Raw genomic sequence first — 12,769 nt, 5'->3', positions numbered from 1 at the left:
TTCCTAATAACCTAATAACTTTATTATCCTTGGTAAAAAGATAATTAGTCCCACTAAAACAGCAAAAATAGCAGTAATTAATACGCCACCCGCAGCAACATCCTTTGCCTTCTTAACATTAACATCATAATGATGCTCACCAAGTAAATCTGTTACTGCTTCAGTGACCGTATTCAAGAATTCAGCCGAAAAGACGACTAAGATCGCAAGAAGAAGCCATAGCCATTCCAACCGATCAACCCGCAACAAGAAGCCTAAAATAACAACCACTATTGCGGCCGTAAGGTGATAACGCATATTCCGTTCTTGTGAAATAACATCAAAAATACCGTCCATTGCGTGTCCCATTGCTTGAATCAAGTGGTGGTTTTTTTCTGTTTGCCGACTATCTTTTGAGGCCATACTGATCTAATATCTCCCGTTGTAATGTAAACATTTTCTTTTCGTCCTCTGGCTGCTCATGATCATAGCCATTTAAATGAAGGAAGCCATGAACAACAAGGAAACCCAGTTCTCGGTCAAAGGAGTGACCTAAAAACTTAGCTTGTTCAGCAACCTTATCAATTGAAATAAAGAGATCACCAAGGTTTACCGGTAATTCAGCCGCTAATTCGGGGGCCAAAATAATTGGCGTCTCATCACCAGATTCCTCAGCGGCAAAACTGAGCACATCGGTTGCACGATCAACGTGCCGATACCGAGAATTTAATTCCCTGATTTCAGGGTTATTGACTAAGGTTACTGATATTTCAGTATCATCAGCTAATTTTAATTTATTTCCCGCAAAATCAAGGATTTTTTTAATTAATTCGATATGGGCTGTACTAACTTTTTCTGAAGTATGATCAAATATTTCTAATTCCATAAGCTAATCCTTTTTCTCGGCCTTCTTCTTCGTTGCCGCTTCCGTTTCTTCGTCTCGTTTGATTAACCGTTGCGTTGCATTGGTTTCATAAGCATTGATAATCCGAGCAACAACCGGGTGCCGCACAACGTCTTCTGCCGTAAACTGAACGAATTTAATTGATTTAATGTCCTTCAAAATTCGTTCTGCACTTATTAAACCGCTACGGGTGCCATGTGGTAAATCAATTTGGGAAATATCACCATTGACTACCATTTTTGAGCCAAAGCCCAGTCGGGTCAAAAACATCTTCATTTGTGCATTAGTGGTGTTTTGGGCTTCATCAAGAATAACAAAAGCGCCATCCAAAGTTCGACCACGCATATAAGCCAGTGGCGCAATCTCGATTACTTCCCGCTCCATCAGTCGTTGGGTATGATCCGCTCCGAAAATATCATTTAATGCATCATAAATTGGCCTCAAGTACGGATCGATCTTTTCCTGAAGATCCCCAGGAAGAAAACCAAGACTTTCACCCGCTTCAACTGCTGGTCGAGTCAAAATAATCCGTTCAACTTCACCACGCTTAAGTGCTGCCACTGCCATTGCAACGGCTAGGTAAGTTTTCCCGGTACCAGCTGGGCCAATTCCAAAAGTAATATCGTTATGTTTAATAGCGTTAACGTACTGTCGCTGACCAAAGTTCTTTACCCGAATGGAACGACCTCGACGATCTCGAATAATCGTTTCACTGTAAAGATCAGCGAAGTAATTTAACGTCCCCCGATGGGCCATCTTCATTGCACTGACAATATCCGTGCTATGAAGGTGGATCCCCTGTTCACTTAAGTCCAGTAAGGCATGAAAAACATCTGCAGTTAATTTAACATCCTCAGGCAATCCCTTGATCTTTAAATTGTCGCCAAAGGGGTTAACGGTAACATTCATTCCTTGTTCGTATAAGGAGACGAACTTATCTTGAATCCCTAATAAAGCAACCTCAGATTCTGGACTACTGATTTGAAATGTTTGCTCAATTTCTTCGTTATTTTCTACCAATTAAAATAGCTCCTCTTAGTTAATATAAGTAGATCCTTAGCACATTATATCATAACAAAAACAGCCAAAGAATGACTCGCCGTTAAAATCATTCTTTGGCTATTTTATTCCTTTATGCAAGCAATGGCTAATGATTAGCAAGAAGTTCTTTAGCCTGCTTAATTTGTTCACGAACTTGGGTAAAGCTTGTTCCCCCAAGTGACTGTCGCCGTTCCACAGCCACTTTTGGTTTCAAGCATTCGTAAACGTCTTTCTGAATTTTTGGATTAATTTCCTGGTATTTATTTAATGGAATGTCGCTTAAGTTAGTCCCCGTCTTTAATCCTTGAAGAACTAACTCACCCACAATTTCATGCGCCTGACGGAACGGAATTCCCTTAGTTGCTAAGTAATCAGCAAGCTCAGTAGCGTTAGAAAAATCATTATGGGTCGCATGTTCCATCCGTGCCTTATGGACATGCAGCGTTTTTACCATCCCAGCCATAATCTTAATTGAAGGAAGAATTGTTTTAACGGCATCAAAAACACCTTCCTTATCCTCTTGCATATCTTTATTGTATGCTAACGGCAAGCTCTTCATCGTTGTCAAAAGGCCAACCAGATCGCCATAAACACGACCGCTTTTTCCGCGAATCAATTCGGCCATATCAGGGTTCTTCTTTTGGGGCATAATTGAGCTTCCAGTCGAATATTCATCCGCTAATTCAATATAGTTAAATTCATAGCTACACCAATAAATAATCTCTTCACACAAGCGAGACAAGTGCATCATGAGAATACTGGCATTACTCAAGAATTCTAAGACAAAGTCACGATCCGAAACTGCATCTAATGAATTAGCATACGGCTGGTTAAAGCCTAGTAATTGAGAGCTTAATTCACGGTCAATTGGAAAAGTTGTCCCTGCTAAAGCAGCAGCTCCTAATGGTGAAATACTAGTATGCTGTTTGTTAAATTCAAACCGTTCAATATCCCGCTGAAACATTTGAAAATATGCCATTAAGTAATGCCCATAGGAAATTGGTTGGGCATGCTGCATGTGCGTATAGCCGGGCATAATTGTCTCCACGTTTTCTTCGGCCTTGTTAACTAAAACGCGCTGTAAATTACGTAATGCTTGAATAACTAATGGCAAGCGTTCATTAACATATAAGTGTAAGTCCGTTGCTACTTGATCATTTCGGCTCCGTCCTGTATGGAGTTTTCCTGCTACAGGGCCAATCTCTTCAGTTAGTAACGCTTCAATATTCATATGAATATCTTCATTGTCGACCGAAAACTTTAACTTACCTTGGTGTAACTTCTGTTCAAGTTTCTCTAAGCCAGCAATAATTTGGTCAGCATCATTTTCTGAGAGAATGTTAGTTGCTTTTAGCATCTTTACATGAGCCAGTGAACCATGGATATCTTCTTCAGCCATCTCCTGGTCAAAGCCAATTGATGCACCAAAATTATTAATAAAGTCATCGCCAGCTTCCTCAAACCGGCCACCCCACATTCGCTTAATCGGCATCGGCAGTCACACCTTTATTATTAATTTGTTCTTGCTTCGTTGCCAATGCCTTTTTCTGGACTTGGGCATAGACCTTATCAGGAAGTTCCCATAGTTTGATAAATCCGGTAGCTGCTTCCTGATCGAATTCGTCTGCTGAGGTATATGTAGCCAGATTCTTATCGTAAAGGGAGTTAGGCGACTTCCGTCCTTCACAGATTATGTTTCCCTTAAATAGCTTTACCCGGACAACACCATTGACAACTGCTTGTGCCTGATCGATGAATGCAACTAGTGACTTCATTAGCGGTGAGTACCAAAGGCCGTTATAAATAATCTCACTCATCTTTTGTTCAACAATCGGCTTAAAATGGGCTAATTCACGTTCTAAGGTTAAGTCTTCCAAGTCTTTATGAGCAGCCAGTAAAACAGTTGCTGCTGGACATTCATAAATTTCCCGTGACTTAATCCCAACCAGCCGGTTTTCAACGTGATCAATTCGACCAATTCCATGACTACCAGCAAGATGATCTAATTTCATAATTAATTCATCAAGTGGTAGTTTTTCACCATCAATGGCTGTTGGCACCCCTTCTTCAAAACTAATTTCGATTGTTGTTGGGGTATCGGGAGCATCTTCAATCGCTACTGTCCGGTCATACGCATCGGCTGGTGCGGCAGCCCATGGATCTTCAAGAATTCCACATTCATTTGCCCGGCCCCAAAGGTTTTCATCAATTGAATATGGGCTAGCCTTAGTAATTGGGACTGGAATATTGTTATCCTTGGCATATTGAATTTCCTCTTCCCGTGACCAATGCCAATCACGAATTGGGTCTTCGATTTTCATTTCTGGAGCAAGGGCATGAATACCGGCTTCAAAACGAACTTGATCGTTCCCCTTACCAGTACAGCCATGGGCAATTGCAGTAGCGCCATATTCACGGGCAACAGCCACCAGTTTTTGAACGATTAATGGACGGGATAGTGCAGAAACAAGTGGGTACTTTTGCTCATACATTGCATGTGCTTGAAGCGCTGGCAAAACAAATTGTTCAGCGAAGTCATGTTTAGCATCAATTACCACTGACTTCCACGCGCCAACTTGCTTCCCCTTTTCCTTAATTGCTTCAAGATCTTTTCCTTCACCAACATCAATACAACATGCAATCACGTCATATCCCTTGTTTTTTAACCACGCGATTGCAACTGAAGTGTCTAAACCACCGGAATAAGCTAATACAATTTTTTCTTTTGTCATCTGTATATCCTCCATCCATTTTTGAAATTGATAATAAATATACACTCAATATTAATTTGAAGCAAGCGAAAATCAATAATTTGTCATTTTTATTCAAAAATAATAATTTATTATGTATATTAGTGAATAAAAAAATTCCCTTCATTTTGACTAGGCGAGTCTAATCATCTACTAAAATGAAGGAAATTCTGCGTGATTATTTAGTTTTGAAAATTAATGGTTTGTTTGCTCTGAAGCGGGTATTGAAGTAACTCAGTTTGATCCAACTTATCCTCTTCTAACTTAACTGCATTAATTTGATTATTATCGTACGTTGAATAGTAGAAAGTTCCCGTAGTTAAGTTAATCCCGTCAGAATAAATTGTATATTCAAATTGTCCAGGAGCCACTTGATCAAGGCCCTTTTGTTGTTCAACCGCATGCAGATTATGAAAATAATCAGTAATATTTTCAATTTCTGATTTTCCCTTGGGTGCATGTGCTTTGGTGAAGACTTCTTTAACAAACCGACTTTCTGAATCCATCCCACCCGGTAAGAAGCGGGAACCAAATCCACGGCTATAAGTACTGAGCTTAACTTCAGGGATCAAAGTGTTCTCTGGATAGGCCGGCGAAATACTCTGATAGTTACTCAAATTTAGCAATTGCTTAGGAAATTCGGGATTATTAGTCAAAACGCCAACAGGATTATCATAAACATTTAGCCCCTCTGCCGTTGACTCAACCACAATTGCCTCACCGGATTTATCGGCAATAAGCCAGTGAAGCGGTGACAAGTGGAGCTTTGCGGAGAAATCAATCTTAACTAAGTTCAAATTACTAAGTAGCTTGCGTGCTTCGGTAACATTTTTACATTGTCCTAAAATGTAAGGGATAAACTCGAATGGTGTCACGTTATCCTTTCCTGGATCTTCCGGGAAATAATGGCAAGGCCCATCAAAGTTTAAACCAGCCATTCCCAAGCCTTCTTCATTTGCTCCATCAAAATACAAGGGATAGCCATCCTCAACTAATGCCATCCCCGTAATGGCATAGTGGTGATCTAATGATGGCCCTTTACGAAATTTAAATGGATAATTTCGTGGTGTCACAACCACTTCTTGACCAAAAGAAACTTCCAAATCAAGGTTCCGACCGAAATAGCTGTCACCAGCCGTATAAATAATCGATGTACACATATTTCTTATCCCAATATAAAGCTACATATAAAACTACTTATTCAATTCTTCCTTAACGGTTTGGTTAACTAACTTACCATCAGCTTGTCCCTTAACCTTAGGCATCACAGCACCCATGACCTTACCAAAGTCCTTCATGCTAAAGGCATTAACCGCCTTAATTGTTTCATCAACGATCTTCTTTACATCATCAGCGGAAAGTTGTTGTGGCATGTATTTTTCAACAACTTTCATTTCTGCCTTAGTCTTGTCAACCAGATCCTGGCGTCCTGCTTGTTCAAATTCTTCAAGTGATTCTTTTCGTTGCTTATATTCACGAGCCATTACTGCAATTTCTTCATCTGAAGTTAAATCATGTCCTTGCTCAATCTGTTCATTTTGGACAGCTGCCTTTAACATCCGGACCGTTGCTAGTGTTTCCTTATCACGGTTTTTCATAGCAGAAACCATATCTGCAGTTAAATCATTTAATAAACTCATTATCTTGCTTGCTCCTTTGGCTAAAATTAAAGATGAAAAAACCCCTACCTGTCATGGAGAGGTAGGAGTTAAAAAATTAATAACGACGGCGCTTGTTCTTACGCTTCCGTGCCGCTTCAGATTTCAACTTACGTTTTACACTTGGCTTTTCGTAAAATTCGCGTTTACGGTATTCTTGCAAAGTTCCGTTGCGTGAAACTGTACGTTTAAAGCGTCGAAGAGCGTCATCCAAAGATTCATTCTTACGAACGACTGTTTTTGACATGTTGATTCCCTCCCTCCGAGCTTAAAGTTACGTATTAGAACGGTATAATCCCGCTCTTTCACTACAAAAGCAATTGTAACCAATTAGATTCTGAGTGTCAATATTACTTCCTAAATATTTAAGATAAATTTTCTTACTATATTATCAATCTAATCTCTGTATCGAAAGCGCTTTTATTCATCTATAATTGAATTATTCACATTCACTGAATAAAATACACTATTTTTTAAATATCTATTGCATATTTAATCATTTAAGCGTATATTACATACCAATGTAATTATTTTAAGAAATTGAAGGAGTTATTGATTATGAAATGTTTCAAACATTGGTTAATGCTAATAATCATTGCGTTTCCAATACTATGTGCACCAGTGTCAGCATTAGCCGCCGATGAAAGTAGCAGCTCTAGTCCAGCTACTAATACTTCACAGGTAGCCGAGAATGATTCTCTGCAAAAGATTAAACAAAAAGGAACCTTAGTTGTCGGAACAAGTGCCGATTATCCGCCATATGAATTTACGACTAAGGAACACGGCAAAACAAAGTATGTTGGGTTCGAAGTATCACTCATGAAGCAATTTGCTAAAGACATCGGTGTTAAATTAGTAATTAAAAACATGGACTTTGATTCACTTTTAGTTGCTCTAGAAACCGGGAAAATTGACTGTATTGCCGGTGCGATGAACATCACCAATGAACGGAAAAAGAGTGTTGACTTTTCCGATGTCTACTATACCGGTGACAGCTACTTCCTCATCAATAAGAGCGACAAGGATAAGCTAGTTAACGCCAAAAGTTTCAATGGCAAGACAGTTGGTGCCCAAAACGGGACCTTACAATCAACAATGATTTCTAAGGACATGCCACAAGCTAATGGAAAGGGATTAGCAAAACTTTCTTCATTAGTAATCGGTTTACAATCCCATAAATATGACGGTATTTTAATGGATGCGGCGACCGCAAAAGCATACGCATCTAATAATTCTAACCTCTACGCTTTTAACTCAAAATTACCGGTTACTGCCGGTGGAATCGCCCTCGCCTTTCCAAAGGGTGATACCTCCCTTGTAAATGCTGCTAACCAAACGATCAAAAAAGTCAACGATGAAGACTTAATTAATAAAAAATGGATTCCAGAGTCAGCCCAATATATGAAGAGCTATAAAAAGCAAAACACCGTTCTTAGTTACTGGCGTTACTTTGCAAAAGGGCTTGAGTACACACTGATTATTACGATCGTCTCAGTATTCTTCGGCTTCATTTTAGGGACCCTCTTCGCTCTTATGCGTCTTTCAAAGAATAAGCTTCTGCATACAATTGCGGTTTGCTATATCGAATTCCTCCGGGGAACCCCAATGATGGTTCAAATCATGTTTGTTTACTTTGGTATTGGTGCAATTATCCAATCCCTCCCCGCCTTACTTGCCGGGATCATCGCCGTTTCGTTAAACTCTGGGGCCTACGTTGCTGAAATTATTCGTTCTGGGATTCAGTCAATTCCGCTCGGTCAAACTGAAGCAGCTCGAAGCTTAGGAATGGATAAAAATAAGGCTTTCCGTTATGTAATCATGCCTCAAGCACTTAAGAATATTTGGCCTGCTTTAGGGAACGAATTAATTACCTTGCTAAAGGATAGTTCACTAGTTTCCGTTATTGGTGTAACTGAATTAATGTTCCAAACACAATTAGTTCAATCCGCAACCTACAAAGGAGTTCTCCCATTATTCATTACTATGATGATTTACTTCATCTTAACGTTTACACTTTCCAGAATTCTACTTTACTTTGAAGGGAGAATGAAACATGTCCACTAAAATGATTGAAATTCAAAATTTGCAAAAAAAGTTCAAGAATAACATTGTCCTTAAAGATATCACCGAACATGTTGATAAAGGTCAGGTTATCTGTGTAATTGGTCCCTCTGGTGCTGGTAAAAGTACCTTTCTTCGTTGCCTGAACTGTCTCGAACAGCCAACTAGCGGCAAGGTCTTTTTTGAGGGAAATGATTTAACTAAGATTAACGATAAGCAACTTAATCAGTTACGGGAAAAGATGGGAATGGTTTTCCAAGGATTCAACCTCTTCCCAAATATGAACGTGATTGAAAACATTAAGCTAGCACCAATGAAAGTCAAAAATATCCCCGAGAAGCAAGCCGAAGAGACTGGAATGAAGCTTCTGGAGAAAGTCGGTTTAGCAGAAAAGGCAAAACAATATCCTGACCAGCTATCTGGTGGGCAAAAACAACGGGTGGCGATTGCCCGTGCTTTAGCGATGGATCCTGAAGTAATGCTCTTTGACGAACCAACGAGTGCTCTTGATCCAGAAATGGTTGATGAAGTGTTAACTGTAATGCATGATCTTGCTGATTCAGGAATGACAATGGTAGTTGTTACTCACGAAATGGGATTTGCCCACGAAGTAGCGGATCAAATCTGGTTTATGGCCGATGGCTACATTCAGGAAACCGGTAAACCGGATGAATTCTTTGCCCACCCGACAAGTGACCGGGCAAAGGAATTCTTAAAGAAGATTCTAAAGTAATCAAGGCTCTATAATAATAAGCATTGATAATATCCAGTAAAATTAAAAATGGACAGAAAAAACAAACCGTTTTCTCTGTCCATTTTTAATTTGATCCTGCTAATTATTTATCCTGCTTATAATCAACTTGATCATCAAACTGAACCTTTAAGTCATCCAACTGTTGTTGACTAACCTTACCAGGTGCGGCTGTTAATGGTTCAACAGCCTTAGAATTCTTAGGGAATGGGATAACATCACGAATATTATCTGCTTGTGCAAGCAACATTACCCAACGATCCAACCCGAAGGCTAACCCACCTTCAGGAGGCATTCCCAATGTTAATGCCTTCAGTAGGAAGCCGAAGCGAGCTTCTGCACGTTCCTTAGTGTATCCCAATGCCTTCAAGACTTTTTCTTGAACCTTTGGATCGTGGATCCGGATTGAACCCCCACCAATTTCTTGACCATTAAGGATAATATCATAACTTTGAGCATGAGCTTTATGCGGATCTTCACCATTTTCAAGGTAGTGAAGGTCTTCTTCATTCAACATGGTGAATGGGTGGTGTGCTGCAATCCACTTTCCAAACCCTTCATCATATTCGAACATTGGCCAGTTAACAACCCAGAGGTAATTCCATTGGTTAGGTGCAATCATGTCTTGCTCCTTAGAAATCTCACGGCGTAAGTAGCCAAGGGCATCACAAACAACGTGGAATGAATCTGCTACAAAAAGAATCAAATCTCCTGACTTAGCACCCATTTCCGCATTGATTGCGTCAGCTTTATCATTAATAAACTTTGCAATTGGACCGGAATAACCGTCTTCAGTAACCTTGACCCAGGCAAGACCCTTAGCGCCAAAACGCTTAATATATTCTTCCTTCTTAGAAATATCCTTCCGGGAGTACTTATCAGCCCCACCAGGAACACAGATTGCCCGAACAAAGTTTCCTTTAGCTACAGTTCCAGAGAAGACCTTAAATGAACTGTCCTTAACAATTGAAGATAAATCATGGATTAACATCCCAAATCGGGTATCAGGTTTGTCAGAACCGTACTTATCCATTGATTCCTGCCATTCCATCCGTGGGAATGGGGTCTTAACATCAACGCCCAAGACTTCCTTCATAACCTTCTTAATTAATCCTTCAGTTACTGTTTGGATGTCTTCTGGAGTAGCAAAACTCATTTCAGTGTCGATTTGAGTAAATTCGGGTTGCCGGTCACCACGCAAATCTTCGTCCCGGAAACAGCGTGCAATTTGATAATACTTGTCAACTCCGGCAGCCATAAGTAATTGCTTAAATAATTGTGGAGATTGTGGCAAAGCATAAAAATGACCTGGGTAAACACGTGATGGAACGATGTAGTCACGGGCACCTTCTGGAGTAGAACGAGTTAAATCTGGTGTTTCAACGTCCATGAACCCTTCATTATCATAGTAATGATGAACGACAGATGTAACCTTACTCCGCAGCATCAAATTCTTCATCATTTCAGGACGACGAAGATCAAGGTAACGGTACTTCATCCGCAAATCTTCACTTGCGTCAACGTCATCAACAATGTCAAATGGCGTTGTTTCGGACTTTGCCAGAACCTTAATCTGATCAACCGCAACTTCAACTTTTCCAGTCTTCATCTCAGGGTTAATTTCTTTTTCAGCCCGTAGTTGAACTTTCCCTTGAACTTCAAGGACATATTGATTCCGAACCGCATTAGCAATCTTAAATGCTTCGGCATTTTCTTTTTCGTTAAAGACCAGTTGAACGATTCCTTCACGATCCCACAGATCAATAAAAATTAAGCCACCGAGATTACGACGTTTGGCAACCCATCCTTTTAGGACAACTTCTTGACCCACTTGCTTTTCACTGGTTTCCCCAGCGTAATTAGTTCTCTTCATCCTCTAATTACCTCTTTAACCATTTTTAGATTGGTAGTGTTAATACTAATTTCTAATAAAAAAAGCACCCCTTACATCATAAGGGTGCTTTCTGCACGGTACCACCTTAGTATCACTCATTGATAACGTCGAAATACCGACGGGGACAACTGCCCAGCCTCAAAAGCGTCAATTATCACCTCATTGTCATGGGCTTTCACCAGCTCCCACTCGCTATCGACTAAGGCAAATAAGCATTCTTTATCATTGGCTATTAGTATTAAAATTACATTCTTACAGTACCCGAGTTCGGCAAAAAAGTCAATAGCTACAGTTTCATTGGCTTTCTCCCGACAAAAGTTTAAAATATAAGCCAAAAGAGGGTGTCTATTTTGAACAATCATCAATTATCTAGTGCATGGTTATCGCAATTACCACTAAACAATATTACTAGTTGCCAGTCAGTTAGCGGTGGTGACATTAACTTGGCTTATCAAATCACTACTAACCAGGCGACATATTTTGTCAAAGTTCAGCCGCATCATCCGGCATCATATTTCAATCATGAACTTGCTGGACTACGCGAAATCGGCAAGACTGCTAACGTTCCTACTCCCGTTGCTAATGGCGAAATTAATGGCGATGCTTACCTAATATTAAATTGGATCGATAGCGGTTATGGTAACCAATACGCACTTGGCCAAGAAGTTGCTAAAATGCACCAACAACGAAGAGAAGAATTTGGCTTTATGGACAACCACCAAACAAAGGTACTAGTTAAAAATAACCAGTGGAATCCCAGTTGGCGCGACTTCTACATCAATCAACGCTTAAAGCCAGAGATTTCAGCAGCAGTAGAACAAGGTCGTTGGAATAAGTGGCGACAAGAACACTTTGACCGAATGGTTGCCAAGTTCGATAATTACTATTCTACACACGAGGTTCAGCCAAGCCTGCTGCATGGCGATCTCTGGGCTGGGAATTTTATGTTTAGCCAAACTCACCAGCCATACTTAATTGATCCAGATTGCGTTTATGGTGATCGGGAGTTTGATCTAGCCATGACAACAGTCTTCGGTGGTTTCGATGATCAATTTTACCGTGGCTATAATGACACATATCCAATTACTTCAGGAATTGACGAGCGGCTTCCGTGGTACAGATTTTATTACCTCTGCATGCACCTAATCCTGTTTGGTGAAAGTTATGGTCCCGCAGTTGATAACATTTTAAGCAGCTATTAATGATTAATAATATAAAGGATCTCCAGAGGCAGTCCGACATTACCGTACTTTGGAGATCCTTTTTCGTACTATTTATTTACTTCTCATAAATAATTGTCGTTGGTCCGTCATTTTCCAGATCAACTTTCATCTCGGCACCGAACCGCCCAGTTTCAACATGAACACCAGTAGCAGCCAGTTTTTCATTAAATCGCTGATAAAGCGGCTCAGCAATTTCAGGACGAGCCGCATCAGTAAAGCCGGGACGATTACCATGTCTTGTATCAGCATACAAGGTAAATTGTGAAATCGAAAGGATGGCACCGTCAACATCTTGAAGGCCAAGGTTCATTTTACCATTTTGATCTTCAAAGACGCGAAGGTTAACAATTTTATGGACAAGGTAATCCAGTTGCTCATCCCCATCATCAGGAGCAAAGCCAACTAATAACATATAACCACGCTTAATTGCCCCAACAACTTCACCGTCAATTGAAACTGAAGCATGGTTGACCTTTTGCAAAACTACTCTCACTAATCTTCCTCCTCA

Annotated in this window: 13 protein-coding genes; 3 read left to right on the top strand and 10 right to left on the bottom strand. The window is 40.1% G+C overall.

Features of this window, described 5'->3' with window-relative positions; translation table 11 throughout:
* Positions 1 to 3: 3 nt before the first annotated feature.
* The 8 genes from N4627_RS04190 to rpsU form a co-directional block, all read right to left on the bottom strand.
* Positions 4 to 402 carry a diacylglycerol kinase family protein gene (locus tag N4627_RS04190; RefSeq protein WP_003716989.1) on the bottom strand — a complete coding sequence of 133 codons (399 nt, stop codon included), beginning with the start codon at positions 400 to 402 and terminating at the stop codon, positions 4 to 6.
* Entirely contained in the window at positions 386 to 865 is a 480-nt protein-coding gene (gene ybeY, locus N4627_RS04185) for an rRNA maturation RNase YbeY (protein WP_260965050.1), read from the bottom strand. The genes N4627_RS04190 and ybeY overlap by 17 nt, the downstream gene beginning before the upstream one ends.
* 3 nt (positions 866 to 868) lie before the next feature.
* A complete protein-coding gene (locus N4627_RS04180) occupies positions 869 to 1,903 on the bottom strand; it encodes a PhoH family protein (RefSeq protein WP_260965049.1) in 1,035 nt (344 codons plus the stop codon).
* Positions 1,904 to 2,030: 127 nt separating this feature from the next.
* Positions 2,031 to 3,416 (bottom strand): argininosuccinate lyase, encoded by a 1,386-nt coding sequence (gene argH, locus N4627_RS04175; RefSeq protein ID WP_098044598.1) that lies wholly within the window; start codon positions 3,414 to 3,416, stop codon positions 2,031 to 2,033.
* Positions 3,406 to 4,656, bottom strand: coding sequence for an argininosuccinate synthase (locus tag N4627_RS04170; RefSeq protein WP_260965048.1), 1,251 nt, complete (start codon positions 4,654 to 4,656; stop codon positions 3,406 to 3,408). Before N4627_RS04170 ends, argH begins: the two co-directional genes overlap by 11 nt.
* A gap of 200 nt (positions 4,657 to 4,856) precedes the next feature.
* Positions 4,857 to 5,834 (bottom strand): choloylglycine hydrolase, encoded by a 978-nt coding sequence (gene bsh / locus N4627_RS04165; protein WP_056974571.1) that lies wholly within the window; start codon positions 5,832 to 5,834, stop codon positions 4,857 to 4,859.
* A 33-nt stretch (positions 5,835 to 5,867) separates the two neighbouring features.
* Complete coding sequence (locus N4627_RS04160) at positions 5,868 to 6,314, bottom strand: GatB/YqeY domain-containing protein (RefSeq protein WP_260965047.1); 447 nt, start codon at positions 6,312 to 6,314, stop codon at positions 5,868 to 5,870.
* 76 nt (positions 6,315 to 6,390) lie between these two features.
* Positions 6,391 to 6,579 carry a 30S ribosomal protein S21 gene (gene rpsU, locus N4627_RS04155; RefSeq protein ID WP_003716981.1) on the bottom strand — a complete coding sequence of 63 codons (189 nt, stop codon included), beginning with the start codon at positions 6,577 to 6,579 and terminating at the stop codon, positions 6,391 to 6,393.
* A gap of 311 nt (positions 6,580 to 6,890) precedes the next feature.
* On the opposite strand from rpsU, the gene N4627_RS04150 reads away from it, so the two are divergent.
* A complete protein-coding gene (locus tag N4627_RS04150; protein ID WP_260965046.1) occupies positions 6,891 to 8,396 on the top strand; it encodes an ABC transporter substrate-binding protein/permease in 1,506 nt (501 codons plus the stop codon).
* A complete protein-coding gene (locus tag N4627_RS04145; RefSeq protein WP_003716979.1) occupies positions 8,386 to 9,126 on the top strand; it encodes an amino acid ABC transporter ATP-binding protein in 741 nt (246 codons plus the stop codon). The genes N4627_RS04150 and N4627_RS04145 overlap by 11 nt, the downstream gene beginning before the upstream one ends.
* Positions 9,127 to 9,229: 103 nt before the next feature.
* On the opposite strand, the gene aspS is transcribed toward N4627_RS04145, so the two are convergent.
* Positions 9,230 to 11,017 carry an aspartate--tRNA ligase gene (aspS, locus tag N4627_RS04140; RefSeq protein WP_260965045.1) on the bottom strand — a complete coding sequence of 596 codons (1,788 nt, stop codon included), beginning with the start codon at positions 11,015 to 11,017 and terminating at the stop codon, positions 9,230 to 9,232.
* Positions 11,018 to 11,385: 368 nt separating this feature from the next.
* Here aspS and N4627_RS04135 point away from each other — a divergent pair, with 368 nt between their 5' ends.
* Positions 11,386 to 12,240 carry a fructosamine kinase family protein gene (locus N4627_RS04135; RefSeq protein WP_373878836.1) on the top strand — a complete coding sequence of 285 codons (855 nt, stop codon included), beginning with the start codon at positions 11,386 to 11,388 and terminating at the stop codon, positions 12,238 to 12,240.
* A gap of 76 nt (positions 12,241 to 12,316) precedes the next feature.
* Here N4627_RS04135 and dtd read toward each other — a convergent pair whose 3' ends face one another.
* Positions 12,317 to 12,754: a D-aminoacyl-tRNA deacylase gene (gene dtd / locus N4627_RS04130; protein ID WP_003716975.1), complete on the bottom strand. Its 438-nt coding sequence runs from the start codon at positions 12,752 to 12,754 to the stop codon at positions 12,317 to 12,319.
* Positions 12,755 to 12,769: the final 15 nt, after the last annotated feature.

The organism is Limosilactobacillus vaginalis (assembly GCF_025311515.1).
GTDB classification, from domain to species: domain Bacteria; phylum Bacillota; class Bacilli; order Lactobacillales; family Lactobacillaceae; genus Limosilactobacillus; species Limosilactobacillus vaginalis.
The sequence above is the reverse complement of the archived record's forward strand: the minus strand, read 5'-3'. Positions and strand labels throughout refer to the sequence as shown.